22 protein-coding genes and 1 tRNA gene are annotated in these 25,944 nt (G+C 57.1%); 9 read left to right on the top strand and 14 right to left on the bottom strand.

What is annotated here, in order from left to right; translation table 11 throughout:
- Nucleotides 1-157: 157 nt before the first annotated feature.
- The gene (rpsT, locus tag J8Z04_RS02155; protein ID WP_043560115.1) at nucleotides 158-430 is read right to left on the bottom strand and encodes a 30S ribosomal protein S20; all 273 of its coding nucleotides are present in this window, start codon (nucleotides 428-430) and stop codon (nucleotides 158-160) included.
- Between the two features lie 108 nt (nucleotides 431-538).
- On the bottom strand, nucleotides 539-1,393 hold the full coding sequence (gene mutM / locus J8Z04_RS02150) for a bifunctional DNA-formamidopyrimidine glycosylase/DNA-(apurinic or apyrimidinic site) lyase (protein WP_192848210.1): 855 nt from the start codon (nucleotides 1,391-1,393) through the stop codon (nucleotides 539-541).
- A gap of 29 nt (nucleotides 1,394-1,422) precedes the next feature.
- Here mutM and ubiE point away from each other — a divergent pair, with 29 nt between their 5' ends.
- From ubiE to J8Z04_RS02125, 5 genes are all read left to right on the top strand, one after another.
- Nucleotides 1,423-2,211: a bifunctional demethylmenaquinone methyltransferase/2-methoxy-6-polyprenyl-1,4-benzoquinol methylase UbiE gene (gene ubiE / locus J8Z04_RS02145; RefSeq protein ID WP_081563158.1), complete on the top strand. Its 789-nt coding sequence runs from the start codon at nucleotides 1,423-1,425 to the stop codon at nucleotides 2,209-2,211.
- Nucleotides 2,212-2,213: 2 nt separating this feature from the next.
- Nucleotides 2,214-3,401, top strand: a complete 1,188-nt coding sequence (coaBC, locus tag J8Z04_RS02140) for a bifunctional phosphopantothenoylcysteine decarboxylase/phosphopantothenate--cysteine ligase CoaBC (RefSeq protein ID WP_192848209.1) — start codon at nucleotides 2,214-2,216, stop codon at nucleotides 3,399-3,401.
- A 35-nt stretch (nucleotides 3,402-3,436) separates the two neighbouring features.
- Nucleotides 3,437-3,889, top strand: coding sequence for a dUTP diphosphatase (gene dut / locus J8Z04_RS02135; protein WP_043560125.1), 453 nt, complete (start codon nucleotides 3,437-3,439; stop codon nucleotides 3,887-3,889).
- Nucleotides 3,890-4,026: 137 nt separating this feature from the next.
- On the top strand, nucleotides 4,027-5,421 hold the full coding sequence (locus J8Z04_RS02130; protein ID WP_212125560.1) for a hypothetical protein: 1,395 nt from the start codon (nucleotides 4,027-4,029) through the stop codon (nucleotides 5,419-5,421).
- Between the two features lie 3 nt (nucleotides 5,422-5,424).
- Complete coding sequence (locus J8Z04_RS02125; protein WP_192848207.1) at nucleotides 5,425-6,744, top strand: ABC transporter ATP-binding protein; 1,320 nt, start codon at nucleotides 5,425-5,427, stop codon at nucleotides 6,742-6,744.
- A 46-nt stretch (nucleotides 6,745-6,790) separates the two neighbouring features.
- Here the strand turns inward: J8Z04_RS02125 and msrA are convergent, their stop codons facing one another.
- On the bottom strand, nucleotides 6,791-7,324 hold the full coding sequence (msrA, locus tag J8Z04_RS02120; RefSeq protein WP_043560130.1) for a peptide-methionine (S)-S-oxide reductase MsrA: 534 nt from the start codon (nucleotides 7,322-7,324) through the stop codon (nucleotides 6,791-6,793).
- A 170-nt stretch (nucleotides 7,325-7,494) separates the two neighbouring features.
- On the opposite strand from msrA, the gene ilvD reads away from it, so the two are divergent.
- Nucleotides 7,495-9,348, top strand: a complete 1,854-nt coding sequence (gene ilvD, locus J8Z04_RS02115; RefSeq protein WP_081563153.1) for a dihydroxy-acid dehydratase — start codon at nucleotides 7,495-7,497, stop codon at nucleotides 9,346-9,348.
- A gap of 105 nt (nucleotides 9,349-9,453) precedes the next feature.
- On the opposite strand, the gene J8Z04_RS02110 is transcribed toward ilvD, so the two are convergent.
- Nucleotides 9,454-12,159 carry a valine--tRNA ligase gene (locus tag J8Z04_RS02110; RefSeq protein ID WP_192848206.1) on the bottom strand — a complete coding sequence of 902 codons (2,706 nt, stop codon included), beginning with the start codon at nucleotides 12,157-12,159 and terminating at the stop codon, nucleotides 9,454-9,456.
- 97 nt (nucleotides 12,160-12,256) lie between these two features.
- On the bottom strand, nucleotides 12,257-13,708 hold the full coding sequence (locus tag J8Z04_RS02105) for a TolC family outer membrane protein (protein ID WP_081563152.1): 1,452 nt from the start codon (nucleotides 13,706-13,708) through the stop codon (nucleotides 12,257-12,259).
- 197 nt (nucleotides 13,709-13,905) lie between these two features.
- On the opposite strand from J8Z04_RS02105, the gene J8Z04_RS02100 reads away from it, so the two are divergent.
- Nucleotides 13,906-13,979: transfer RNA gene (locus J8Z04_RS02100), tRNA-Cys, on the top strand.
- Between the two features lie 377 nt (nucleotides 13,980-14,356).
- Here the strand turns inward: J8Z04_RS02100 and glk are convergent.
- Together glk and J8Z04_RS02090 are read right to left on the bottom strand one after the other, a co-directional pair.
- The gene (gene glk / locus J8Z04_RS02095) at nucleotides 14,357-15,346 is read right to left on the bottom strand and encodes a glucokinase (protein ID WP_192848205.1); all 990 of its coding nucleotides are present in this window, start codon (nucleotides 15,344-15,346) and stop codon (nucleotides 14,357-14,359) included.
- Nucleotides 15,347-15,441: 95 nt separating this feature from the next.
- Entirely contained in the window at nucleotides 15,442-16,236 is a 795-nt protein-coding gene (locus J8Z04_RS02090) for an SDR family NAD(P)-dependent oxidoreductase (RefSeq protein ID WP_232086329.1), read from the bottom strand.
- An 87-nt stretch (nucleotides 16,237-16,323) separates the two neighbouring features.
- Here J8Z04_RS02090 and J8Z04_RS02085 point away from each other — a divergent pair, with 87 nt between their 5' ends.
- Nucleotides 16,324-17,502 carry a hypothetical protein gene (locus tag J8Z04_RS02085; protein WP_043560144.1) on the top strand — a complete coding sequence of 393 codons (1,179 nt, stop codon included), beginning with the start codon at nucleotides 16,324-16,326 and terminating at the stop codon, nucleotides 17,500-17,502.
- A 52-nt stretch (nucleotides 17,503-17,554) separates the two neighbouring features.
- On the opposite strand, the gene thiL is transcribed toward J8Z04_RS02085, so the two are convergent.
- From thiL to nrdR, 3 genes are read right to left on the bottom strand one after another with little or no spacing between them, the layout of a single operon-like run.
- Nucleotides 17,555-18,499 carry a thiamine-phosphate kinase gene (gene thiL, locus J8Z04_RS02080; protein ID WP_192848203.1) on the bottom strand — a complete coding sequence of 315 codons (945 nt, stop codon included), beginning with the start codon at nucleotides 18,497-18,499 and terminating at the stop codon, nucleotides 17,555-17,557.
- Between the two features lie 12 nt (nucleotides 18,500-18,511).
- Entirely contained in the window at nucleotides 18,512-18,994 is a 483-nt protein-coding gene (nusB, locus tag J8Z04_RS02075) for a transcription antitermination factor NusB (protein WP_154981445.1), read from the bottom strand.
- The gene (gene nrdR, locus J8Z04_RS02070; protein WP_192848202.1) at nucleotides 18,991-19,470 is read right to left on the bottom strand and encodes a transcriptional regulator NrdR; all 480 of its coding nucleotides are present in this window, start codon (nucleotides 19,468-19,470) and stop codon (nucleotides 18,991-18,993) included. Before nrdR ends, nusB begins: the two co-directional genes overlap by 4 nt.
- 151 nt (nucleotides 19,471-19,621) lie before the next feature.
- On the opposite strand from nrdR, the gene J8Z04_RS02065 reads away from it, so the two are divergent.
- On the top strand, nucleotides 19,622-20,128 hold the full coding sequence (locus J8Z04_RS02065) for a copper chaperone PCu(A)C (RefSeq protein ID WP_192848201.1): 507 nt from the start codon (nucleotides 19,622-19,624) through the stop codon (nucleotides 20,126-20,128).
- Between the two features lie 11 nt (nucleotides 20,129-20,139).
- Here the strand turns inward: J8Z04_RS02065 and recQ are convergent, their stop codons facing one another.
- The 4 genes from recQ to cydD all read right to left on the bottom strand — a co-directional run bounded on the left by recQ (nucleotide 20,140) and on the right by cydD (nucleotide 25,885).
- Nucleotides 20,140-21,984 (bottom strand): DNA helicase RecQ, encoded by a 1,845-nt coding sequence (gene recQ, locus J8Z04_RS02060; protein WP_192848346.1) that lies wholly within the window; start codon nucleotides 21,982-21,984, stop codon nucleotides 20,140-20,142.
- A gap of 41 nt (nucleotides 21,985-22,025) precedes the next feature.
- Nucleotides 22,026-22,442: an OmpA family protein gene (locus tag J8Z04_RS02055; RefSeq protein ID WP_043560156.1), complete on the bottom strand. Its 417-nt coding sequence runs from the start codon at nucleotides 22,440-22,442 to the stop codon at nucleotides 22,026-22,028.
- 111 nt (nucleotides 22,443-22,553) lie between these two features.
- The gene (cydC, locus tag J8Z04_RS02050) at nucleotides 22,554-24,191 is read right to left on the bottom strand and encodes a thiol reductant ABC exporter subunit CydC (RefSeq protein ID WP_192848200.1); all 1,638 of its coding nucleotides are present in this window, start codon (nucleotides 24,189-24,191) and stop codon (nucleotides 22,554-22,556) included.
- The gene (cydD, locus tag J8Z04_RS02045) at nucleotides 24,188-25,885 is read right to left on the bottom strand and encodes a thiol reductant ABC exporter subunit CydD (RefSeq protein WP_086431511.1); all 1,698 of its coding nucleotides are present in this window, start codon (nucleotides 25,883-25,885) and stop codon (nucleotides 24,188-24,190) included. Before cydD ends, cydC begins: the two co-directional genes overlap by 4 nt.
- Nucleotides 25,886-25,944 lie beyond the last annotated feature (59 nt).

Genomic DNA, 25,944 nt, shown 5'->3' with positions numbered 1-25,944 from the left:
GTCACACTAGCTTAACCTTCAGGAAAGGGAAAGCCTGCTTGGGCCATGATACGACCCCGCCTTGCGTGAGGGCAAAAAAAGCACGCGCCCAGTGGGCGCGCCCGAAGCCGTTTCATCAGGTCCTGATGAAACGGGCCATTCTGCCTGGATCGGACGATCAGGCAGCGGCGGTAAGAGACTTGATGCGGGCAGAGAGGCGGGAGAGCTTGCGGCTGACCGTGTTGCGGGAAATCACACCCTTGCCAGCTGCACGCTGCATCTCAGGCTGGGCCGCACGAAGTGCTTCTGCCGCTGCATTCTTGTCGCCGGACAGGATGGCCTTCTCAACATTCTTGATGAAGGTACGCATACGGGACAGGCGGGAAGCGTTGCGCAGACGGCGGCGCTCGTTCTGACGGATGCGTTTACGGGCAGATGCGTTGTTTGCCATGGGCTTCAGGTTTCCTGCGGATAGTTCGCTAAAAAATAATGTCTGCCCCTCTACCGCTCCGCTGACATGGCGTCAAGCACTGTCTTCATATCCTGCGGCAATAACGGGTCACTTACGCAACTTTTTCTGGCAGTGTGGACAGAAAAACGTGGACCGACTGCTCTGTGTCATACGCTGTATGGGGATGGAATGCCCTTTTGCCAGGCATGCTGGGCAGGGTTGCCCTTCCCTGCCATAGACAAGATGCAGGGTCTGGAAAGTCCCTGGCTGGCCATCAGTGTGCACATAGTCCCGCAATGTGGAGCCTCCGGCTGCAATAGCCGTCTGGAGTATCTCCACAATGAGGCTGCAGAGACGTTTTGTCTCCGCTTTGCTCAGACTGTCAGCGGCCCGTGCGGGATGGATGCGGGCCCGAAACAGGGCTTCGCAGACATAGATGTTCCCCAGTCCGACAATCCGGCGCTGGTCCAGCAGGGCATTCTTGATAGGCATCCGTGTCGTGACCAGGGTTGCCGCAAGGGTTTCTGCCGTAAACTGGTCAGAAAGAGGTTCCACTCCCAGATGGGCAAGCTGTGGCTGCTGGTGTTCCTGTTCTGTCTGGAAGAGACAGACCATGCCGAAACGTCTGGGATCCACCAGGGCGACACGATGGTCGTTGCTGGTCCACAGGACGAGATGCTCATGCTTGCGGGGTGGCAGATTCTGGCGGGCAGGGTCGATGAACAGCCTGCCGGACATGCCCAGATGTATGAGAAGGGTCCAGCCATGCTGGAAATCCATCAGAATATATTTGGCACGACGTCTCAACTGGATGATCGTTTGATGGAGGAGGATTGTGGAGAGACCTGGCGGAAAAGGCAGACGCAGGTCAGGCCGGTTGACCTCCACGCTGGACAGGCTGTGCCCCTTCAGCGAAGCCTTCATGCTCTGGAGAATGGTTTCAACTTCTGGGAGTTCTGGCATAAATATCCGCAATGAGATAACGGTGGCATATGACTGAACACCATTCTTCCCATACCTCCTCTTCTTCGTCAGCTGATTTTGAGGCTGATACGATTGATTTCGGCTACCGTGATGTGCCACGGGGCGAAAAGAAACCGCTGGTCCGACAGGTTTTTGAAAGCGTTGCTGGCAAATACGACGTCATGAATGACGCCATGTCCCTCGGTATCCATCGGGTCTGGAAGCGCATCTTCGTGACCATGCTGTCCCCGCAGCCGGGATACAGGCTGCTCGACCTTGCTGGCGGTACGGGAGACATCACTTTTGGCTGGTTGCGTCGTGGTGGTGGCCATGCCGTGCTTTCGGACATCAACGAGGCCATGCTGGAAGTTGGCCGTCAGCGGGCCATCAAGGCCGGGCTGATCGGGGAGATGGATGTCTGTGTTGCCGATGCCGAGGCACTGCCTTTTCCCGATGCTTCGATGGACAGGGTCTCCATGGCGTTCGGACTGCGCAACTGTACGGACAAGGATGCTGTCCTGCGGGAGGTCCGTCGTGTGCTGAAGCCGGGCGGGCGTTTTCTCTGCCTTGAATTTTCGAAAGTGGATGTGGCGGCCCTCTCGGCCCTTTATGATCTCTGGTCCTTTCAGGTGCTGCCCCGCATGGGGCAGATGATTGCTGGTGATGCGGAGAGCTATCAGTATCTTGCCGAAAGCATCCGCATGTTCCCGGATCAGGAAACACTGGCAGGCATGATGCGGGCGGCGGGGATGGATCGTGTATCCTATCAGAATCTTTCGGGAGGAATCGTGGCCATTCATTCTGGCTGGCGGCTTTGAGCATGGCCCGCGTCATTCTCATTCTGGGAGGTGGCATTGCTGCCTACAGGGCGCTGGATCTCGCCCGGCAGCTCCGGCATGAGGGCATGGAGGTCGTGCCCGTCATGACGGAAGCGGCGAAGCAGTTCGTGACGCCATTGTCCCTGGAAGTGTTGTGTGGCGCTCCTGTCCATGATGAGCTGTTCCGCCCCGGGCAGGAAAGTGAAATCGGTCATATCGCTCTTGCCAGGTCGGCCGACCTGGTGCTGGTCTGCCCGGCCACGGCCAATCTGATGGCTCGCATGGCACAGGGCATGGCTGATGATCTGGCCACGACCCTTCTCCTGGCAACGGCAGCTCCCATTCTTCTGGCACCGGCCATGAATCCTCACATGTGGTCCCATCCTGCCACACAGGCCAATCTTGCCCTGTTGGAGCAGCGGGGTGTCCGATGCATTGGTCCGGCGCATGGTGCCGTGGCCTGTGGTGAAACCGGCATGGGACGTCTGGCAGAGCTGGACGAGATTCTGGCGGCAGTCCGTTCAACCCTGTCGGGGGGAACAGGCCTGAGGGGGCGCCGTATCATTGTCACGGCCGGCCCGACGGTAGAGCCGATTGACCCTGTCCGCTTCATTTCCAACCATTCATCAGGGCTTCAGGGCTATGCCATTGCAGGCGCTCTGGCGGCCAGAGGTGCCGACGTCCGGCTCGTGAGTGGTCCTGTCTTTCTGCCCACTCCACCGTCTGTCCAGCGGATTGACGTAAGGACGGCAGAAGAGATGAAGGCTGCCTGCCTTGCACAGCTTCCGGCTGATGCAGCCATCTGTGTGGCAGCTGTCAGTGACTGGCGCCCTGAGACTGTCAGCAGCCGGAAGATGAAAAAAACGGCAGAGGCTCCGCCTGTTCTTTCCCTGAGAGAGAATCCTGACATTCTGGCCACGCTGTCCCATGTTGCAAAACGTCCGGCACTGGTTGTCGGGTTTGCGGCGGAGACGGATGATCTTCAGAGTCATGCGGAGCAGAAGCGTCGCCGCAAGGGGTGTGATTGGCTTCTTGCCAATGATGTGAGCCGGCATCCGTTTGGTGGGCAGAAAAATCAGGTATTGTTCCTGACAGAGAATGGAACGGAGAGCTGGCCAGAAATGACCAAACCCGCTCTGGCAGAACAGCTTGCAGAGCGGGTGGTGGCTTTTTTCCAGAAACAGGATTAACAGTCCTCTGGCTTTAGCTGTGAGGGGATCAAGCCATGTCCGATGTCGTGAAAGTCCGTATTCTTCGCCTCCCCCATTCCGAGGGGCTGGAGCTGCCTGCCTATGGAACTGCCGGAGCTGCCGGTGTTGACTTCCAGGCGGCGGTGCAGGAGCCTCTGATACTTCGTCCGGGGGAGCGGAAACTGGTGCCGACAGGGCTGTGTGTTGCCCTGCCTGAGGGGCATGAGCTTCAGATACGTCCCCGCTCCGGGTTGGCCCTGAAGCACGGCATCATGGTGCCCAACAGTCCCGGCACCATTGATGAAGATTATCGGGGAGAAATCCGCATCATCCTCATCAATGCCGGGGCGGAAGATTTTGTCATCGAACGTGGGATGAGGATTGCCCAGGGGGTTCTGGCGCCTGTCGTGAGAATGCAGTGGCAGGAGTGCAGCAGCCTTGATACAACAGACCGAGGGCATGGGGGCTTCGGCAGTACCGGCCATTGACCGGTTTTCCAGTCCCGGCGGCTGATTTTTGAGGGGTCGGTCATGAAGATTCATTCGGCCATGGGCCAGCCATGAGACGGGATACTTGGCCCTTTGCGTACCTTTCCAGACTGGGGGAAAGAAGCAGGCACTGGCTGTTGGCTTATCAGGGAAGTGGTCTCTCCTGCTGTGTCCTGATTCTGGGGGGACTGTATGGGCTTCTGCGGGCATGTGGTCTGGTGCCCTTCCCTGTCTTCCCGTCTCCATGGGATGATATGTTCTGGACCCTGGGCAAGGGAGTGATGGCGCTGCTTCTGGCGGCTGCGGGGCATTGTGTTCTCCTCTCCTTGGCGGCCTGTTCGACTGGCCTGCGTCGGGCGCTGGCTGGTGTGACGGCCATACTGGGAGAAATTCCCTCCCTTTGCCTTGTCGGGCTGTTCTGTATGGTCATGACGCCGTTCTGGGATGTCGTGGCGGTGGGCTGCTTCAGCCTGCTGGTCAGGAGTGTCCACGCCACCCTGAAAGCGGAAACAGGAATCCCGTCCAGTTTTCTGAAAACGGCAAGAGCCTTGCGGCTGGGGCGCTGGCAGGGTTTCTGGCGCCTTCACATCCCGTTTGCCTTCCCTGAACTCGTACGGTCCGTTCTGAGGGACCTGCCCGATTTCTGGCTCCGTATTCTGGGAGGGGAGCTGGTTCTTGCACTGTTTCTTTCCCATACCCCTTCCGGGTTGGGGGGAGCACTTCTCTCGGCCCTGAAAACAGGCGGAGAGTTGTCCGCCTGTGGCGTACTGCTTCTCATGCTGGTGCCTGTGCTGCTGGTTCAGCATGGTCTCATTGGGCCCCTGCGCGGATACGGTCGGCATTATGCCGTCTGTGACCAGATGCAGACACAGAGGCTGGAGGAGCGTTCCGTTTCCTGGAAGAGGCGCTGCCTGCTGGGAGGGGCCGGAACCATGCTGACCATGATCCTTTCCTGGGGGTTCTGGGGCATACCGGGGCCGTTGGGAGCTCTTGTGGTAGCGGTCTGTCTGGTTGGTGGGGTCTGGGGGTGGCTGGGGGGCCTGCTGCTGGGGGCTCCTGTACAGGTGCAGAAGCGGATCCGGAAGGCCTGCCTGGTGGTAGCGCTTTTTCCTGTTTTCATGGTCTGGCTGGGACTGTCCGTACCCGTCCCTCTGAATGTCATGCCGGCTCTGGCGGTCATGGGCATCACTGGCTGGGCGTTTCTTCGGGAAGCCGACGTTGCGGGGCGTCAGTTCATCGTGATGGGGCATCATCTTCGTTTGCCCCTGTGGTCATTCTGGAAGGATGTCCGCCTGCCCCTGCTTTGCCCGCCTCTGCTGCAGGCAGCTGTCGTGGCGCTGCCGTTTTTCTGGGATAATGTCTATCTGGCCGCTCTGCTGGAAAGGAAAACGCTCCATCTGCGTATTCTTCAGGCTCACGCCTACAGTGTACAGGGCATCCTGCTGTGCCTGATGACGCTGATGGCTGTGTCTGTCCGATGGGGTATCTGCATTCCATTGCAGGAGCGCATGGCGCACCGTTATAGGATCTAGCTCATGAGTGCTATCTTACGCTTGGCCGACTGTGCACAGTTTGCACATAAATCCCGCCATCAGGACGTTCCCATTGTTGAACAGGTCAACATGGATGTTCGGGAGGGGGAAATTCTGGGGCTTGTCGGACGTTCAGGCTCGGGCAAATCCAGCCTTCTGAAGATCATGGCTGGCCTGGAACAGCCCCGAAAGGGGAAAGTGTTCTGGCGGGAAGGACGAGCTACTGCCCAGGCGCTCGAAACGGTGTCCATCATCCTTCAGGATGATGTTCTCTTTCCATGGCTGACAGTACGGGAAAATGTTCTTCTTGCTCTGGAGGCCAGACGTCAGCCCCGGGAAGAGCGGGAAAAAATTGCGGATGCCATCATCGAGGTCCTCGATATGGACGGATATGAAGGTGCCTATCCGAGAGAGCTTTCTGATGCTCTGGCAGAACGGGCCTCGCTGATCCGTGCTCTGGCACGGCAGCCTGAAATCCTTCTGCTTGATGAGCCTTTTCTCAATATCGATCATCTGAGTGCCGAAAATCTGCGAACAGACCTGATAGAACTGTGGCAGGAACATCGGCTGGGACCTTTGAAAGCCATGGTGCTGGCCACTCATGCCATTGAAGAAGCCGTGCTGATGTGTGACAGGATTTTACTGTTCTCATCGGGGCCAGGGCGTATCACGCATGAGATTGTTGTGCCCTTCCCCCATCCCCGGAATCGTCAGGACGATGATTTCCGCCATTTTGTGGACCAGATATATACATTGATGACCCTTCGGGCGCCCAGTGTTTCGGAGGCTGACCTTTCCACGCCCGATCAGGGAGAGGTTCATGATGAAAGTGATTCCTTCATCGTGCTGCCCGACATTTCCATTGAACTTCTGGTCGGCCTCATGGAATCGCTGGAACATGCGCCCCTCTCTGGTCGGGCAGACCTGCCGGAGCTGGCCAATCAACTCCAGATGACTCTTGATGACCTTTTCCCGCTGGGTGAAACCCTGCAATTGCTGGATTTTGCAGAGCTGGAGGATGGAGACATCATGCTTACCAGCACGGGCCGTACCTTCGTGGAAGGCGATGCCGATGCGCGCCGGGACATCATGCGGACGGCCCTGCTCCATTCCGTCCCGCTGCTGAAGCTGATCCGCAGCACGCTGGATGAGCGGAGCAACCATGCCATGGATGCTGATATATTCCGTCGCAAGCTGGAAGATACCATGTCCACAACCTATGCCCGGCAGACAATGAATACAGCCATATCATGGGCCCGTTATGCCAATCTGTTTGGCTATGATGAAGAAACGGACCGTGTGCTGCTGGAATATGACGAGTGAAGGAACCTTTTTCCGTTCCTCCACTGTTTTCATGATGGAGAACTGATTATTTCAGCCGGTCCCGGTAGAGCTTGCGGGCCTTGGCAACCTTGGGGGCCACGACAGCGGCGCAATAGGCTGTTTCCGGGTTGCGGGCAAAATAATCATGATGGCTTTCTTCCGCCTCCCAGAAGTGGGCAGGTCCCTCAATGGAGGTGACAAGCGGTGCCTCCCAGATGTTCTGGGCTGCAATGTCGTCCCGGACTGTCCGGGCAACGGCCTGTTGGGCTTCATCACCAAAGATGACGGAGCGGTATTGCGTGCCTACGTCATTGCCCTGCCTGTTCAGCTGGGTCGGGTCATGGGTTGTGAAGAAAACCCGGAGAATATCCTCCAGACCAATTTCAGCAGGATTGAACACCACCCGTACTACCTCGGCATGGCCGGTCCTGCCGGTACAGACAGCCTTGTAGCTGGGATGCTCTACATGACCACCCGCATACCCCGGTTTGGCAGAGATGATGCCCCTGAGACCGTTGAAGATGGCTTCGACACACCAGAAGCACCCGCCCCCAAGGATGATGGATGATGTCTGTGTCATGGTTGCTCCTGTCCGTGTAAAATCGTGAGTGCCCTGCATATGGCCTTCAGCGGCCTGTATCGCTAGGGGGCAATCGCCATGCTTTTCATATCTTTCAATTTTTTTGTTTTATGTTACCGTTTCTTACTATAGAACGCCCTGAAATATTTTTTTTGAAAGAGGTTTCCTGAATGCCTGCCTATCGTTCCCATACAAGCACCCGTGGCCGCAACATGGCAGGGGCCCGTGCGCTCTGGAGAGCGACAGGCATGAAGGATGGGGACTTCAGCAAGCCCATCATTGCCATTGCCAATTCCTATACCCAGTTCGTGCCCGGTCATGTCCATCTCAAGGACATGGGAGCTCTGGTGGCTTCGGCTGTGGAGGAAGCCGGTGGTGTGGCCAGGGAATTCAACACCATTGCCGTGGATGACGGTATCGCCATGGGGCATGGCGGGATGCTCTATTCCCTGCCCTCACGGGAACTGATTGCGGATTCCGTGGAATATATGGTCAATGCCCACTGTGCCGATGCGCTGGTCTGTATCAGCAACTGTGACAAGATTACACCGGGCATGCTCATGGCCTCGCTACGGCTGAACATCCCGACCGTTTTCGTGTCTGGCGGGCCAATGGAAGCTGGCAAGGCAGACATGGACGGCATTGAGCGGGCGGTTGATCTTGTGACCTCCATGGTGGCGGCAGCTGATGAACGTGTCAGTGATGACATCTCCGAACGTGTGGAACGATCCGCCTGTCCGACCTGCGGTTCATGCTCGGGCATGTTCACGGCCAATTCCATGAATTGTCTGACGGAGGCGCTTGGTCTTTCCCTGCCGGGCAATGGCTCTCTTCTGGCGACACATGCCAAACGTAAGGAGCTTTTTCTTGGGGCTGGCCGCCTGAGCGTAGAGCTGGCAAAGCGCTGGTATGAGGAAGGCGATGCAACGGCTCTTCCCCGTGGCATTGCTACGAAGGCGGCTTTCACCAACGCCATGACGCTGGACATTGCCATGGGGGGCTCCACCAACACGGTGCTGCATCTGTTGGCCGCAGCCCGGGAAGCCGGAGTCGATTTCACGATGAGTGATATTGATGCCCTGTCCCGGAAGGTCCCTCACCTCTGCAAGGTGTCGCCCTCCGTTGCCAATGTACATATGGAGGATGTCCACCGGGCTGGCGGGATTCCGGCCATTCTTGGAGAGCTGGATCGTGCCGGCCTGATTGATGCGGGAACGCCGACTGTGCACTCTCCTACGCTGGCGGCGTCCCTGAGGCGTTGGGACATCATGCAGAATCAGGATGAGGCAGAAGAGCTGTTCCGGGCAGCGCCTGGTGGTGTGCGGACGGTTGAGGCTTTTTCCCAGAACAGCCTGTACAGGGAGCTGGACCGGGACCGTCGGACCGGTGTTCTGCGTGACCGGAACCACGCCTTCTCGCAGGATGGCGGGCTGGCTGTTCTTTATGGAAATCTGGCGCTGGATGGCGCCATCGTCAAAACGGCAGGGGTTGCAGAACATATTCTGAAGTTCAAGGGGCGTGCCCGTGTCTTTGACAGTCAGGATGCTGCTGTGAATGCCATTCTGGGCAAGGAGATCATACCGGGTGATGTCGTGGTCATCCGGTATGAAGGGCCCAAAGGCGGACCGGGAATGCAGGAAATGCTCTACCCGACCAGCTATCTTAAATCCATGGGGCTGGGAGAATCCTGCGCACTGATTACTGATGGACGTTTTTCAGGCGGGAGTTCTGGGCTTTCTGTTGGTCACATGTCTCCGGAAGCCGCTGAAGGCGGTCTGATCGGCCTAGTGGAAGAAGGTGATACCATTATCATCGACATTCCTGAAAGGCGTCTGCATCTGGAAGTGTCGGAGACAGAGCTTGAAGCGCGCCGTGCTGCCATGCATGGGAAGGGCTCTGCAGGCTGGCAGCCTCAGCGTGAACGTGTCGTTTCCACGGCTCTGAAGGCTTATGCGGCCATGACGACCAGTGCAGCCCATGGGGCTGTTCGGGATCTGTCCCAGATCATCGTCAAGAAGCTGTAATATCAGGGACGGTTGTCAGTACCGTCCCTCTCGATAAATCCCTTGCAATAAAAAAAGCCTGCCGTTTCAGGGCAGGCTTTTTTTTACTCTGATGGCAACGGGAAATCAGCTTATACGCCCCAGAGCTGTTTTCTGCTTGGCAAGCTCCTGCTGGAACGTCTCCAGCCGGTCACGATTTTCCTGAACAACCTCAGGCTTGGCACGGGCAACAAAGTTCTCATTGCCGAGCTTCTTTTCGACCTTGCCGATTTCCCCCTCAAGCCGTGTGATTTCCTTCTGGAGACGGGCTTTTTCCGCCTCAAGGTCGATCACGCCCTCCAGCGGCAGGAAGATGGTTGCTTCATCCAGAATGAGCTGGGCAGCCATTTTCGGCGGCTCCCCTGCCAGTGGTGAAACTTCGGAGGCACGAGCCATCTGGTCGATGGCAGCCTGCCATTTACGGGCCCGTTCGAGCGTTTTTTCCGAAGCATCACGCAGCAGCAGCGGGGCTTTCTGGGATGGCGGAACATTCATTTCTGCCCGAACAGTCCGCACGTCACTGATCAACCGGATGACCCAGTTGACTTCATCCGCAGCGTCTTCAGCACCGGCAATCTGGGGAATCTCAGGCCAGCTGTCGGTCCCAAACGGTCCAGAATAACCCAGCTTCTCCCAGAGCGTGCTGGTCACGAATGGAATGACGGGGTGCATCATGCGCAGAATAATACCCAGTACATACGCACCAGCTGCCTTCAGCTCTTCTGCCTCCACACCACCGGCCCGGAAGGTCGGTTTGGAGAATTCCACGAACCAGTCACAGAAAATATTCCAGACAAAATTGTAACAGCAGCGTGTGTACTCATCAAAACGGGAGGCTTCCAGTGCCGCATCGGCTTGTGTCACGGCCTTGCGGGCTTCCTCCAGAATCCAGCGGGCCATGGTGGACTGGACAGCAGATGGATTGAAACCGGGATTCGGTTTCACTCCATTCATCTGGAGGAACCGGGAGGCGTTCCAGAGCTTCGTGATGAAGGCTCTATGTTCTTCAACACGGGTACGGCCCAGCTTGATGTCCCGTCCCAGCCCAGCACCCGCAGCAATGGCAAGGCGGGTAGCGTCCGCTCCGTAATCGGCAATCAGATCCAGAGGATCAATACCATTGCCTCGGGACTTGGACATTTTCTGTCCCTTCTCATCCCGAACAAGGCCATGGATCAGTATTTTGCGGAAAGGAACCTTCCCCATGAAGTGAAGCCCCATCATCATCATCCGGGATACCCAGAAAAAGATGATGTCAAAGCCGGTGACCAGGGTGCTGGTTGGATAATAGAACTCCAGCTCTTCCGTCCTGTCCGGCCAGCCCAGTGTCGTGAACGGCCAGAGAGCCGAGCTGAACCATGTGTCCAGCACGTCTTCATCCTGCGTCAGGGTGATGGAAGGGCCAGCCTTCTTCTGGGCTTCTTCTTCCGTCTCTGCAACGTAGGTTTTTCCATCAGACCCATACCAGGCCGGTATCTGGTGACCCCACCAGAGCTGACGGCTGATGCACCACGGCTGAAGGTCCCTCATCCAGGCGAAGAAGGTATTCTCCCATTGTTGGGGTTCAAAGACCATTTCACCGGACTGGACAGCCTCGACGGCGGGCTGTGCCAGTCTGGGCGCATCGCAGTACCATTGCAGCGTCAGTCTCGGCTCCACAATGGCACCGCCACGTTCGGCTGTGGGTACCTGAAGCACATGGGGCTCGATTTTTTCCAGCCAGCCCATCTCTTCCAGCTTTTCAACGATCTTCTTACGGGCCTCATCACGGTGGAGACCTTCCAGAGCCTGGACGAACTCGATGTCGCTTATGCCAGCGTGGTCAGCCAGTTCGGCACGGATCTCATCCAGCCAGATGCAGGCGCTTTCATCCAGAATGGTCGGTGCTGGCAGGTCATGACGCTTTCCGACTTCGAAGTCATTGAAATCATGAGCTGGTGTGATTTTAACAGCCCCTGTTCCCTTTTCCGGGTCTGAATGTCCATCTGCCACGACAGGGATGCGCCGCCCCGTCAGGGGAAGGATGATGGTCTGGCCAACCATGCTGGTATAGCGGTCATCTTCCGGATTGACGGCCACAGCCACGTCGCCCAGCATGGTTTCCGGTCGGGTTGTGGCAATCGTGATGGTTCCACCGTTTTCCAGAGGATAACGGATATGCCACATGGAGCCTTTTGTTTCCCTGTTCTCCACCTCCAGATCAGAAATGGCCGAGCGGAAAACAGGGTCCCAGTTGACAAGACGACGGTCCCGATAGATCAGCCCTTCTTCATGCAGCTGGACGAATACCTTGCGAACGGCGCGTGACAGACCTTCATCCATGGTGAACCGTTCACGGGTCCAGTCTGCCGAGGCACCAAGGCGGCGAAGCTGCTGGATGATGGTCCCGCCATATTCATTCTTCCAGTCCCAGACACGCTCAATGAAGCGGGGCCGACCAAGCTCTTTCCTGTTGATGCCTTCCTTGTCCAGAGCCCGTTCGACAACCATTTGCGTGGCGATACCGGCATGATCTGTACCGGGCTGCCAGAGAACATTGGCCCCTTTCTCCCTTTGCCAGCGGATAAGAATATCCTGGAGAGTGAAGGTCAGGGCGTGCCCGAGATGCAGTGTCCCCGTGACGTTGGGGGGCGGAAACATGATGGAATAAGGTGAGCCACCTTTCCCGGGGTCCGCCCTGAACGTCCCGGCATTTTCCCACAATCTGTAAAGCGTGGTTTCGTAATCGGCGGGGATGAAGGCCTTTTCCAGATCGGAAGGAATCAGAGAAGAGTGTGCATTCTGTTCGGACATGGTTTCCCGGGTCATGATGTAGCGTGTCAGAGGGTGATGTTCATATCACCGGCATGAAAACTTGCCGATAGGCAGAGGCGAAAAACCCCTCCCCCATTTATCGGCCTGGCTGGTTCACCTGATAATCCCCAACGCCCCAGAGGCGGTTTTTAACGGCATGATAATAGGCTTTTTCATCATACAGGGGGACATTCAGTTTCAGGTCCACAGCGGTGAGATGGCCCATGGCACGGGCAATGTCGTAGGAGGAGGTGACCAGGGATGTCACGCTCTGGATGAGTGCACGCTGTGACTGCAACAATGTCGCCTGCTGCTGGAGGACGGACAGGGTTGTTGCCGTACCGACAAGAGCCTGCCTTTCGACACCGGCAAGGGCCGCCATATTGGAGGAAACGGCAATCTGGTGGCTGCGGAGCGTGTCCTTGATGGACATGTAGGTCTGCCAGCTTTCTGATGTCTGCTCCAGGGCAGACCTGCGCTGGACATCCACCTCATTGCGGGCTGCGATGGCCGTCTGGCGGGCCTGCCGGACGGCTGCATATTCACTCCCTCCCTGATAGAGGGGAATCTGGAGGTTGAGCGTGGCGTATTTGTTGTCCTGCAGGGACTGGTCCTGCCCCTGATCTTTTGAACGCTGATAAGCCACTCCGGCAGAAAGTTTGGGCATGATGGCCGACATCTGGAGGGAGATGTTGTCTTTCTGCTGTGCTTCATTGAAGAGTGCGGCGATCACGTTCGGATTGTTCCGCACGGCCTCTGCTACGGCTTCCTGTTCCGTACGGACAGGCAGGGCCAGAGGCTGTGGTGGAACGAGGTCTGGTGGGGCCGGCACACCAACGACCTGGAGATAGCTGGCCTGGGCTGCCTGCACGGCACCTTCTGTCTGATGACGTTCGGCCGTGGCTGTTGCAAGGGCACCCTGCGCCTGCGCCACGTCTGTCCGGCTCAGTTCCCCGAGGCGGAAGCGCCTGTTCGCTGCATCCAGCTGGGCCCGCAGAGCCCTCTCATTATTGATGCTGACCTGGAGGAGCTGAAGATTGGCGACCAGACGGACATAGGCATTCATGGCCCCGTAAAGGACCTCCTGCTCCGTTTCTATCAGCCGAGCTCTCTGGGCAAAAATCTGGTTGCGGGCCATATGGATGCTCGCAACCGTTTTTCCGCCCTGATAGATGGGCTGGGTCAGCGATACGGTCGTGTTGTAACCGCCACTGTTATAATGCTGGATGTTGGGCAGCCTGACAGTCTGGCCATTGATCTCGGTCTGCTGTGTGTAGCGGCTGCTGCCCTTGTAGTAGGTCAGTGACCCATTGGCCGTAATGGTTGGTCGCCACCCCGCCTCTGCTGCGGACATCTGCTCATCAACAGAGCGGAGCTGCGCCCGGGCTTCCCGAAGCTGGGGGTTCGTCAGATAGGTCAGAGCCAAGGCATCTTTCAGGGTATGAGGGACGAACTCCGGGTTGCCATTGGGATTTGTAACCGCTGTCTGGGCATGGCCATGCTGGCACAGGAGCCCGGCTCCAACACATAGGCCCAGCCCCATCTTCATCGATTTTCTAATTTTTGAAAAAAAATGGGGCGGGAGTTTCATGCTCGTTAATCTGCCGGTTTGGTCGTCTGTTTCGGAAAAGATGTGCAAGAGGGACTATAAGGGAGAATCTCACTGAAAATAAGCGAAAAATGCCCTGTATCGTTTTCTCCCTATTGACCTGTGAGTAATAATCCTTATTAAGGACACACACCTGAGGTCTGGTGGCAGAATGGCTATGCATCGGACTGCAAATCCGCGTATGTGGGTTCGATTCCCGCCCAGACCTCCATGGTGTTATCCCGATTCCTCCCGATACGTCCCAGACACCTTGAGAAACAGCCATTCTCGGGGTAGCGACTATTCCGATTAGTCCCGGTGTATCCCACAATTTTGGGGGTATATCAGGGGGTAATATTTCTGGGGAATTTCCCTTTTTGATGACGGTTTTTTGTGTGGTCGCAGGCCACACAGGCGCTTCATGGAATTTCAGATTCTACTTCGTCCAAGCTGTTTCTCCCGAAACATGACGAAAAAGGGTGCGGCTTGGCAAAACATGGAGCGAATGGAACAGGGCCCTCGATCAGACCTGCATTTTTTCAGAAAATCATATCATGATGAAGGAAGGGAGCATCCTCTTTCTGGATGACTCCCCTCCCCTCATTCAGATCAAGTAGTTTCTGCCTGTTTGCTGGCTGTTTGGCTGGCATAAGCAGCGGCAGCACCGTACAGGCCAGGCTGCGGATGTGTGATGATTTTCACCGGCATTTCGCTCATCATGGTTTCGAAACGCCCCTTGGCGATGAACCGCTCAGCAAAGCCGGAATGCGGTAGAATATTTGCCAGGCGCTGGCCCAGCCCACCGGCCACAACAACACCATGAGCCCCATGGGCAAGAGCCAGGTCCCCGGCAACAGCTCCGAGACTCAGGAAGAAGCGCTCCAGTGCTGCGGCGGCCAGATTGTCCGTTCCTTCCATCGCTGTGGTCCACAGGGTGCGGTTGTCCTTGATGGTGATGGGACGATCCTGAAGTTCTGCAATGACTTCATACAGGTTGGTCAGGCCCGGCCCTGAGACGATTCTCTCAACAGAAACACGACGGAAACGTTCACGAAGCGCCTGAAGGATATGATCTTCCACCGCATCCAGCGGCGAGAAGTCCATGTGCCCACCTTCCGTTGCGATCACATGATATCCATCTTCGCCACGCAGAAGGCTTGCAACCCCCAGCCCCGTACCCGGACCAAGAATGGTGATGGTCCCCTCGGAGGGAAGATCAACATCTGGACCACACAGGTGGTTCATGTATTCCGGGCCAACCTGGGCCACAGCATGACCGATCGCTCCGAAGTCGTTCACCAGAACGAAATCATCCAGCTTCAGGCGGCTGCCAAGCTGGGCCGGCTGGATGATCCACGGATTGTTGGTCATCTTGAGGACTTCGCCATTGATCGGACAGGCCACGGCAATGCCCGCTTCCCGGGGAATGGGGCGCCCCAGTGACCGGCCAAAAGCCTCCCATGCCAGCGCCAGGGAAGCGTGCTCGGCACATTTGAGTGTCGTTGCTTCCCCGAGAGACACCACCCGACCATCCTTGATTTCAGCGATGGCAAAGCGGGCATGGGTTCCGCCGATATCAACGGCAACAATTTCTTTCATACGTTTATCCCTTCAATACGCAGAGAGATGTGCTGCCCCATTTTCCCATGCCCCCTTCCTGTCTGCAAGCACCTGACCTGTAAGGTTTTCTTCAATTATTGGTGGGCAGTCTTTTCATGTTCAGGATGCTGCATGACATCCAGCCGCCGCAGGATGCGATGGGCGATAGGACGGGGAAGGACCATCTCCAGCAGACGGGTCATCTGGAACACCCACGGGAATACAAGAACTCCCCTGCCCTGATTGATGCTGCGGGCAATTTTGCGGGCTGCTTTCTCCACCGGAACGAGGAAAGCCTGCTCACCGTCCAGCCGCTGGCTCATGGGGGTATCCACAAAACCGGGGGCGATCAGGCAGACACGGACATTATGAGGTGTCATGGCTGCCTGGAGGGCCGTGCTGAAGCGTCCCAACCCTGCTTTGGAGCCACTATAGACTGTGGCCAGCGGCAGATCATGGAAGGAAGCGACAGACCCCATCAGGGCGATGCGTCCATGACGACGGGCTGCCATGCGGTTTGCCATTTCGGTGGCCATGGCCACAGGGGTGGCAAAATTGACCATGGACATTCTGAGGGCTGTCTCTGCTGATTCAGCAAGGGCGCCATGAGGCCGGATGTCCGCCATCCCGGCTGAGAGGATCAGGATGTCGATCGGCAGCTGGTCATCGGTATAGGCAAGGGCTTTCAGGGCCTCATCGGCCTGTGTCAGGTCGATGCTGAAGATGTCCACGCTGGCACCTTTTGCACGCACTGCGGACGCCGTTTTTCCCAGCCGCTCTTCACTCCGTCCCCACAGTGTCAGATGTACGCCGGGACGGGCATAATACTCCGCCAGAGCCGCCCCGATGCCGCTGGAAGCGCCAGTTATGAGGATGTGATGCCGAGGCATCGTTGAGTTTTTTTCTGGTCTGGACATGAAGCCCCTTTCATTTTTGCCCTCTAGCGGGAAGGCTCGTGTACGAGTATAGCCATTGCTATGCAATGTGAAGCGCCAAACTCTCAATCTGCCAAGGTCGATGTTCGTCCCGTGACCACACGGGGAGATTTACGTCGTTTTATCACACTTCCGCGCCATATCTATAAAGGAATGGACGGCTTCGTCCCCCCGCTGGACATGGAGCAGAGGCACCTGCTCAGCCCCAAGGAATCCCCGGTTTTCCGCCATGCGGAGATACAGTATTTCTTGGCTTGGTGCGATGGTCGCCCCGTTGGACGAATCGCCGCGATTGTCGATCATAAGGCAATTGATCACTGGCAGGAAGTTATTGGGCAGTTTGGTGCGCTTGATGCCATTCCTGAACGGGAGATTGTCTCAGCCCTTCTACAGGCTGTTGAGGATTGGCTGAAAAAACGGCAGATTTCCAAGATCCGCGGCCCAGTCACGCTGAGCGGAAATGCGGAGACCGGGACCATGGTGGAAGGGCAGCGCTCCGCCCCCATGATTGCCATTCCCTGGCACCCGAAAGGTCTGGATGCCCTCATCCGTCAATGTGGATATGAGAAGGCGCAGGACCTGCTGAGCTACCGGCTGGAGTTGGATGGAACGACGGAAGAGCGCTTCAAGGTTCCAGGCAATCTGAGACTCGGTGAAGGGCGGCTCAGCACGATTACGACCCGCAATCTTTCCAAGAAGGAAATCACTACCCAGGGAGAGGTGCTGCGGAAGCTGTATAATGATGCCTGGTCACATAAGTACAATTTTGTGCCCATGCAGGATTACGAAATGACGGCCATGATCGAGCAGATCAAGCCGCTCCTGCGCCCTGAGCATTATGTCCAGATTGATCAGAATGGCGAACCGGTTGCCATGGCCATGGTTCTTCCCAATCTCTACGACATTGCGGGGGATCTGGGAGGAGCACCATCACCTCTTGGGTGGATGCGGCTTGGCTACCGGCTGGCAACGCACCGTTTTCGGTCGGCCCGTGTGATTCTGCTGGGTGTTTCCAGCAAAATGCGCGGAACGATGCTTGGGTCGCTTCTGCCTTCTCTCGCCATTGTGGAACTGATGCGTCGTGGTCATACGCTGCCTTACAAATGGGTTGAACTTGGCTGGGTTCTGGAGAGTGATGTCGGAATGAGGAATCTGGCGGAATCTCTCGTGCCTCATCCACATAAAACACATCGTCTTTACGAAAAAAATCTTTCTGCCTGATGAGGCTGGGTGGAGGAAGTGCCATTCTTCCTCCATCATGGTCTGGCAGTGATCAGAAATGCTGCCAGCCGGTCCGTGAGAAATTGATGGGGGCGTGCTGTCTGTCCAGCATGGTCACGCCTTCGCCTTCTGTCACCATGCCCACTTTGGTGAGGGGCACGCCGTGCTGTCTGCAATGGGCCTGCAAAGCGTCCTCGCTGGCGGCGGGGCAGGTCAGCAGAAGTTCGTAATCATCCCCTCCGAGGAGGATTATCTTCCGGTGAGTCGCCATATGGGCAGCAACCTCAGGGACAAGAGGCAGCTTTTCTTCAAAAAGGGTGATGGCCACACCAGATTCTTCGGCAATATGGCCAGAATCCTGCAACAGACCGTCCGAGATATCCATGGCGGCACTGACGATACCATACAGGGAAAGGCCGGTACGAGGTGTCGGTATACGATAGGCCTCTACAAGAGAAGCGTCCCCTGTCGCCAGTTTGCCCAGTCGGATCTGCAATCCCAACGCAGCCCGTCCGAGACTGCCGGTAATCCAGACACCATCTCCTGCTCTGGCACCATCACGGCGTAAAACCTGTCCCCGCCGGACTGACCCCAGAATGGTGACATTCAGCATCAGCGGGGAAGGACTGCCAGTTGTGTCGCCTCCCAGAAGAGAAATGTCATACTGTTTCTGATCCGCTGCCAGCCCGGCAGCAAATTCCGTAAACCAGGCTTCATCATAATGCCGTCCTGGCGGAACACTGACATTCAGCATGTAATGGCGTGGCCGACTGCCCATGGCAGCCAGGTCTGAGAGATTGCAGCGTAGCAGCTTGCGGGCAATCGTCCCTGCCGGATCATCTGGGAGGAAATGAAGCCCCTCAACCATGGTATCGCTGGAGAGAACAAGTTCTTCCCCTGCTGGGAGAGCCATGGTTGCTCCATCATTGCGAAGCTCCATGGCGCCCGGCCCTGCAAGTGGACGGAAATGCCGGGCTATGAAGTCAAACTCGCCCATCTGTACCGTCCTTTACCGTGCGCCCTGCTCTCCGCCCAGCTGACGGGCAAATCTGTCCAGAATGCCATTGACCATCTTCGGTGCATCCCCACTGAAAAAGCCATGGGCGACATCCAGATACTCATTGATGGCAACCTGGGCTGGCAGCCCTGTCATCATTTCTCCAATAGCCGTGCGCAACAGGGCACGCAGGACAGGGTCAAGACGGTCCATCGGCCAGCTTTCAGGAAGCAGTGCTGTCAGAGTCGTGTCGATGGCATCCTGTTTCAGCACGGCATTGCGGACAAGCTCTTCCAGCAGGTTCAGGTCGGCATCAGGAATATGGCCATCTTCAAAACAGGCCGTAGAGGCAACATGCCGGTGCCGGATGAACTCCATGAGGACACTCTCGGGATTGGCACCTGTCTGTTCGCACTGATACAGGGCCTGCGTGGCTGCCATGCGGGCAATTGTCCGGCTGCGTTTACGTGATGTAGTGGATGACGGTTCGGTCATGGGGTCTCCTGAGAGGGGGGATTGGCGGGGCTGTTCATATCGACAAGAATTTTGGAGAACGCCTCAATCTCCCGAAAATCTTTATAGACACTGGCAAAGCGGACATAGGCAACGCCATCAATCTCACGCAGCGCATCCATGACGAGCTCTCCGATCCTGTAGGATGGGATTTCCTGTTCGCCGGAGGCTTCCAGCTGTCTGACAAGGCCATTCAGCAGGCGCTCCTGCTGTACCTCATCGATAGGCCGTTTCCGCAGGGCAATCCGGATGGACCGGGCCAGTTTGTCACGATCGAAAGGAATGTGGCGACCATCGGCCTTGATGACGGTCAGTTCACGCAGCTGCACGCGTTCAATGGTGGTGAAGCGTTGCGCACAGGCACAGCAGACACGCCGACGGCGGATGGCAGCACCATCTTCTGCCGAGCGGCTATCCTTGACCTGCGTTTCCTGATTTCCGCAAAAAGGGCAGTACATGGCATAATCCGAAAAGCAACCAGAGCAGGGTCTTTCTTGACCCTGCCTGCTGCACAGTTTATCGGAAATGGCAGCATTGAGGAATATGAAAGGGCTTTTTTCTTTATGATTGCCCTGTCTTTTCCCAGGCCATATGGCAGGAGCGAGGATCATGAACAGGACAGGACGCAACTCCCTGACAATAGCAGCCCTGCTGATCGGTCTCGGGCTGGAAAGTGCCGCCGCTACCGACAGCGGTGTAGCCCCCCCGCCTCTTTCCCTGAAGAGCATCATCATCAATGATGCCGCGCTGCACACACGCTACAGGGAAGCTCCGTTTGCTTTTGGGACATTCTCGCTGAGCAATCATGGGGTAACGGACATGCTGCTGCGCGGTATCACATCTCCCGGATGCAATTCCGTCACGTCGAACCGGAACAGCCAGGTTGCGATCCAGTCTCCCCGGCAGACATATGATATTTTCCAGCGCATGGCTGTGCCGCATGAAGGGACGCTCGTTTTTCCGACAAGTGGCTATCATCTGATCTGCCACGGGCTGAAAGTCCCCTATCGGGCTGGCAGCAAACTTGATTTCACGTTTCATTTTCAGGATGTGGGAGACGTGACGGCTTCGTTTGTCATGCAGCCGATTGTGGAAGAAAAACACGTCGGCCCCTGATGCTCCCCTTTTCAGGGAGCTTCCTGCAGAATGGCCAGAACCGCATCGCCGTAACGTTCGATCTTGCTCTGACCAACCCCACGGATATCTCCCAGCTCCTGCCTGTTGGTTGGACGGGCCCGGATGATCTCCCGCAAGGTGGCGTCACGAAAAATGATGTAGGGCGGGATTTCCTGCTGATAGGCTTCTTCCCGCCGCCACATCTTCAGCGCCAGGAAATGGCGATATTCTTCATCGGAAAGCCCTTCATTGGGGTCATTCCGTGGCGTGTCCCTCATGCTGGCCATGTGGCGTGACGTTGCATCTTCCCTCAGGCTGACGGACACCTCTCCCCTGAGAATGGGCCGTGCTGTCTCCCGCTTCAGTCCCAATCCGCCATGATCCCCCACCATGCCAATCGCACCACGGGCTATGAGCTGCCGGATGACCATACGCCACCAGACATCCGTTCTGTCTTTCCCAATCCCGAAGACTGAAAGGTGCTGAAGGGCGTGGCGTTCCACCGCTTCTGTCATTTTGCCCTTGAGAACAGCAATGAGCTGCACGGCTCCAAACCGTTCGCCTGTCCTGTATATGGTGGAGAGAACCTTTTGTGCTGCTTCAGTGGCATCAAAGGTAGAGGGAGGATGCAGACAGTTATCGCAATGGCCGCAGGGTTCATGCAGCGTTTCACCGAAACAGGCCAGAATGGCCTGGGTCCGGCAACCTGTTGTTTCTGTCAGGGAAATCATGCTTTCCAGCCGTCCCTGCATCGCCCGTTTTTCCGCCTCCGGCACCTGGGCTTCTTCCAGCCAGTAGCGGGCTCTGGCGACACCTTCTCCGCTGTAAAGCAGAAGAGTATGCGATGGTTCACCGTCACGTCCAGCACGGCCTATCTGCTGGTAATAGCCCTCTGGTGACGTCGGCATGTCCAGATGGATGACGGTGCGGACATCTGGGCGGTCGATGCCCATGCCAAAAGCTATGGTTGCCGCAACGATCATGGGCTCACCAGAACGGAACCGCAACAGGACATTCTTCTTGTCGGCGGGGGACATGCCAGCATGAAAAGCAAAAGCTGTATGGCCTTTTTCACGCAGCTGCCGGGCCAGTGTTTCCGTCTTCTTGCGGCTACCGCAATAGACGATGGCTGCACCCTGTCCCATATGGCGGTCCAGTGCATCCAGAACCTGACGTGTCTCCGAGTGTTTGGGCTGGGCCTGAAGAAACAGGTTGCTCCTGTGGAAACTGCCCATCAGTATGTGAGCCTGGGGCATGTCCAGAGCCGCCAGCATGTCACTTCGTGTACGAGGGTCTGCCGTGGCTGTCAGCGCAATGCGGGGAACTCTGGGGAACAGCTGCTTCAGATTGGCCAGCTCTCGATATTCCGGCCGGAAATCATGGCCCCAGGCGGAAACGCAATGCGCTTCATCAATAGCAATGAGCGACAGGCTGCATCGCCGCAGCAGGTTGAGGCTGTACGGTGTCAGCAGTCTCTCGGGTGAAATATAGAGGAGGTCGAGCTGATCACAGAGCAGATCCTCCCGGACTGTCTGCTGATCCTGATACTCCATTTCGGAATGAAGGGCTGATGCCCTCACCCCGAGCTGCCTCAACCCGGCAACCTGATCTTCCATCAGGGCGATCAGGGGGGAGATGACGAGCCCAACCCCTTTGCGGCAGAGAGCCGGTACCTGATAGCACAGGCTCTTCCCGCCGCCTGTTGGCATGAGGACGAGAACGTCCTCCCCTTTCATGACGGCCTGAACGGCACTCTCCTGAAGGCCCCGGAAGCTCTCAAAACCAAAAACCCGGTGCAGGACAGCTTCAGGAGTTTCACCAACATGACGGGGAAAGCGATCAATGGGGTTCCCTATTCCTTCGCAGGGTTCCCCGTCATGCTGATCGTGCTCCTGAATCAATGTGCGCCCAGATGGACCGTGACACGACGGAAGGCGACGCGTGAATTCTCGACATCTGTTGGCACGAAGGGTTCCTTGCGGATATCCTCACGCTTGATGCCATCCCGCACCAGCACATCAACCACAGAATCCGCACGGGCATCTGCGAGTTTTTTCAGCACGTCCGCATCCTCATTTTTCCCGGCAGAACCGGAAACCGTGATGTGCGAGATATTCCGTTTGTGGGCGGCATCAACGGCGCTGGCGATGATGGCCTCCCCTGTGGGGCTGAGGGTCACAGACTCCGTATCAAAAAACACGACATAATCATCCCGCGGCGGATGCGATACGCAGCCAGCCAGAAGCCCGGCCACCATGAGGGAGGTCGCCCCCACGGGAGCAAGACGACGCATGAAAGCAGAAACTTTCTTCATGGGAGCATCCTTCTCGTTACCTATGGAAAATGATCATCTTTAACTGCCCGTGCTTTGAGCTCCGGTCAATATGGGTCTGGGCCCTGGGAGTGGTAAAAATGCATCCATGGCTCAAAGAGGCTGGGACTTCAGGCGTCCCTCATGGAGGGTCCAGAGGTGATCCAACTGTTCCACTCCTGTAAGACGATGGGTAATCAGCAGGATGGTACGGGAGCGGTCTAGCTGGTTGAGTGTTGCCAGAAAGGCACGTTCCGTCTCCAGATCGAGCCCGGTACCGGGTTCATCAAGGATCAGTACCGGGGCTTCAGAAAGCAGCACGCGGGCCAGAGCAATGCGGCGCCCCTGCCCGCCGGAAATGTGGGACCCGTTTTCACCAATCCAGCTATCCAGCCCAGCAGGCAGGGAACGCACGAAATCAGCAATCTGCGCCTGTTCCAGAGCAGCCCAGAGGGCTTTGTCAGAAAAGCCCTCCCGTCCCAGAAGCAGATTGGAGCGGATTGTGTCGTCAAAAAGATGGCTTGCCTGAGAGAGCCATGCCACCTGCTCCCGCAGGGCCTCGGTCTGGATGGAAGCCATGTCCTGCCCACCCAGTGTAATGCTTCCTTCCTGAGGCGCCACGACCTTGAGCAGCAGCGCTGCAAGACTGGACTTCCCGGCACCTGATGGTCCGACAAGTGCGGCCCTTTCCCCTGCCCGGAGTCTGAAATTCACATTCTGCAGAACGGGTTTTTCCGGTGTCCAGCCAAAGGTGACGTCCCGCCCTTCAATCTCATGGCCAGCGGGGGCAGGCGCTGTTCCTTCTGCGGGAGTGCCTTCAGGCATGACCGTGGCATCCACCACACGTTCTGCCGCATGGCGGATGCGCCCGAAAAGAAGGCCTGCCCTTGGTAGATCCACGATGCTGTCCAGAGCAGTCATGACAACAAAAAGAATGGTGATGCCCATGACAGCCTGCTCTTCAGGGAAGAAGACTCCCGCACATCCTGCCAGAGCAAGGATGATCCCCAGGCGGGTCAGCAACAGGGAGATGGCATGGATGTGTGCCATGGCCTGTCCCTGTCGACGCTGCACGGTGTAAAAGGCTTCCTCTGCGGCCAGAAACCGCTCTGCAGCGGCATCTTCCTGCCCGAAGATGCGCAATTCACGCATCCCTCCCACGAGATCAAGGGCCTGATTGTTCATGTCAGCCTGCGCCTGTTGCAGCTCTGGCCCCCAGCGATAGGACAGTTTTGCCATGAGTGCCGGCAAGGCAAAGGCGACCAGGCAGAAAATGACACCGATACTGAGTGCCAGGAGCAGGCTTCCCTTCAGACAAACCCAGATGACGATGGGCAGACTGAACAACGCCGTTGCCAGCGGGACCAGAATACGCAGATAGAGACTGTCCAGACTCTGCACATCGGCCACGAGGCGGGAGAGCAGATCACCAGAACGCCGGAAGCCCAGCCCAGCTGCGGCTCCTTTGGCCAGATTTCTGTAAAACCAGAGGCGGATGTCTGCAAGAACCCGAAAGGTGGCGTCATGCGTGGCCAGACGTTCCAAATAGCGGAGAATGATACGGGCGGCGCCAGCAAAGCGGAGGATGCCAAAGGCAACGACCCCACCAATGGCGATCAGCCCGAGGCGGGAGCCGGTCTGCCCCATGAGCAGGAAAGCGGCACAGACGGAAAGTTCGGCCAGAACCAGCCCGATAAGCAGGCGTCCCCCACGGGCTTTCCATACATTCCATAATGGCTGCAATTGCCTCATGCCAGTGTCTCCTGTTCCGTAAGCCGTCCCGTCTCCATGGTAAGACGCACGGTCTCACCAATATTGTGGAACTGGGGCGAATGGGTGGAAATCAGGGCTGTACGACCCTTCAGCAGCCCCCGGAGAGACATGAGGATGTCCTGCTCCGTCATGGGGTCAAGATGGGCGGTAGGTTCATCCATGATGAGCAGCGGGGCATCTTTCAGGAAGGCACGGGCGATGGCGATCCGCTGGGCCTGCCCACCTGAAAGGCCGAACCCTCCTTCACCCAGTCTGGTCTCCAGCCCATCAGGAAGCAGGGGCAGATATCCCGTGATGGAAGATGCTTCCAAAGCCGCCTGAAGCTGCTTTTCAGACGCTTCAGGTGCAGCGAACATGATATTCTCACGCAGCGTACCTGCAAAAATGACCGGCTTCTGACCAATCCAGCTGATCTGTTGCGTGATTTCTGCCGGGCCCAGCGCCTGGAGGTCGACACCGCCAAGACGTATGGAACCTTCGAGGGGCCTGATGAAACCCAGCAGCATTTCAATGAGGGTTGATTTTCCAGCTCCTGATGGGCCCGTCAGCAGGGCCACGTCACCCGCCTTGAGCTGGAATGATACATCGTCAAGCGCCAGTGGCCGATCCTTTACCCACTGATAGGAAACCCCCTGCACATCAAGCTCAATACCCCGAGCCGTCCGCTCGGCACGTGGCTGGTCAGCAGATGTGCCAGCTGCCATTTCTGGCAGGGTCGGCAGTTTCTGTATGGCCTCGCCGCTGCTGGTAATCTGTGCTCTGTCCTGATAGGCCGCTGAGAGTGCACGGAATGGCGCAAAGGCTTCTGGTACCATGAGCACGGCAAACAGGATGCTGGTTGTCTGCGCAACAGACCCGCCATGCATGAGACCGTGGCGCTGGTCGATCACGATCCAGACCAAGGCAACGATCATGGCAACATCAGTGGATGCTGATGTCAGAAAGGCCAGACGCAGCACTTTCATGGTCCGCTGTCGCAGTTCATCAGCAGCCTGCCCCAAGCCTTGGGCATCTTTTTCCGCATTGCCGGAAAGAACGATGGTAGCAATGCCCCTGATCCTGTCCAGAAAACGGACCTGGAGGCGGTTGAGGGCAAGAAGCTGACGGCGTGAGGCAATGGCTGTAGCAATGCCGAACACGGCCTGGAAAAAAGGAAGGGAAAGGCAGCATCCCCCCAGAATGAGCCCTGCCCGGTGATTCTGCCAGAACACAACAAGAACGACAGACCACTGCGCTACCACCCAAAGGGCCGAGGCAGGCAACCAGCGGGCAAAATAGCCCTCCAGCGCTTCGATGCGGTCTGTCAACAGAGACGCCAGTGCAGCACTGTGCTGATGCCGGAGCAGCGCCGGCCCCTGTGCAAAAAAGCGGGACAGCAGCTCGCGCCGCAGGCGTTTGCGGGCCAGCTCACCGCTGGAGACAGCCAAGTGTTCCTGCACATATCCCAGAATGACACGGACGACAGACATGAGGATGAAGATACCCAACCAGCGGGCATCCAGCCTCCCCCCGCCTGCCAGCAGGCCTGCCAGAATGGAGGCTAGGCTCCATACCAGCACCATTCCGGCAAGGACGTTGCACATTCCGATCAGGGCCATACACATGGTGGCTGGGCGATTGGCGCCATTCTGCTGCCGTACCCAGCCTTTGAGCATCTTCTTGTCTGCCTTCATGGGGAGACATATACAGAGGAAGCGGGGAAAAGAAAAACAGACAGAGTAAAAGTTTTCCA

The sequence above is a fragment of the Bombella apis genome, assembly GCF_018221685.1.
GTDB classification, from domain to species: Bacteria; Pseudomonadota; Alphaproteobacteria; order Acetobacterales; family Acetobacteraceae; genus Bombella; species Bombella apis.
Note: the sequence above shows the minus strand (reverse complement) of the source record. Positions and strands in the feature narration are given on the sequence as shown.

Excerpts from the sequence above, each read along its gene's own strand:
- rpsT (WP_043560115.1), bottom strand. The coding sequence starts at position 430 with ATGGCAAACAACGCATCTGCCCGTAAACGCATCCGTCAGAACGAGCGC.
- mutM (WP_192848210.1), bottom strand. The coding sequence starts at position 1,393 with ATGCCAGAACTCCCAGAAGTTGAAACCATTCTCCAGAGCATGAAGGCT.
- ubiE (WP_081563158.1), top strand. The coding sequence starts at position 1,423 with ATGACTGAACACCATTCTTCCCATACCTCCTCTTCTTCGTCAGCTGAT.
- coaBC (WP_192848209.1), top strand. The coding sequence starts at position 2,214 with ATGGCCCGCGTCATTCTCATTCTGGGAGGTGGCATTGCTGCCTACAGG.
- dut (WP_043560125.1), top strand. The coding sequence starts at position 3,437 with ATGTCCGATGTCGTGAAAGTCCGTATTCTTCGCCTCCCCCATTCCGAG.
- J8Z04_RS02125 (WP_192848207.1), top strand. The coding sequence starts at position 5,425 with ATGAGTGCTATCTTACGCTTGGCCGACTGTGCACAGTTTGCACATAAA.
- msrA (WP_043560130.1), bottom strand. The coding sequence starts at position 7,324 with ATGACACAGACATCATCCATCATCCTTGGGGGCGGGTGCTTCTGGTGT.
- ilvD (WP_081563153.1), top strand. The coding sequence starts at position 7,495 with ATGCCTGCCTATCGTTCCCATACAAGCACCCGTGGCCGCAACATGGCA.
- J8Z04_RS02110 (WP_192848206.1), bottom strand. The coding sequence starts at position 12,159 with ATGTCCGAACAGAATGCACACTCTTCTCTGATTCCTTCCGATCTGGAA.
- J8Z04_RS02105 (WP_081563152.1), bottom strand. The coding sequence starts at position 13,708 with ATGAAGATGGGGCTGGGCCTATGTGTTGGAGCCGGGCTCCTGTGCCAG.
- glk (WP_192848205.1), bottom strand. The coding sequence starts at position 15,346 with ATGAAAGAAATTGTTGCCGTTGATATCGGCGGAACCCATGCCCGCTTT.
- J8Z04_RS02090 (WP_232086329.1), bottom strand. The coding sequence starts at position 16,236 with ATGCCTCGGCATCACATCCTCATAACTGGCGCTTCCAGCGGCATCGGG.
- J8Z04_RS02085 (WP_043560144.1), top strand. The coding sequence starts at position 16,324 with ATGCAATGTGAAGCGCCAAACTCTCAATCTGCCAAGGTCGATGTTCGT.
- thiL (WP_192848203.1), bottom strand. The coding sequence starts at position 18,499 with ATGGGCGAGTTTGACTTCATAGCCCGGCATTTCCGTCCACTTGCAGGG.
- nusB (WP_154981445.1), bottom strand. The coding sequence starts at position 18,994 with ATGACCGAACCGTCATCCACTACATCACGTAAACGCAGCCGGACAATT.
- nrdR (WP_192848202.1), bottom strand. The coding sequence starts at position 19,470 with ATGTACTGCCCTTTTTGCGGAAATCAGGAAACGCAGGTCAAGGATAGC.
- J8Z04_RS02065 (WP_192848201.1), top strand. The coding sequence starts at position 19,622 with ATGAACAGGACAGGACGCAACTCCCTGACAATAGCAGCCCTGCTGATC.
- J8Z04_RS02055 (WP_043560156.1), bottom strand. The coding sequence starts at position 22,442 with ATGAAGAAAGTTTCTGCTTTCATGCGTCGTCTTGCTCCCGTGGGGGCG.
- cydC (WP_192848200.1), bottom strand. The coding sequence starts at position 24,191 with ATGAGGCAATTGCAGCCATTATGGAATGTATGGAAAGCCCGTGGGGGA.
- cydD (WP_086431511.1), bottom strand. The coding sequence starts at position 25,885 with ATGAAGGCAGACAAGAAGATGCTCAAAGGCTGGGTACGGCAGCAGAAT.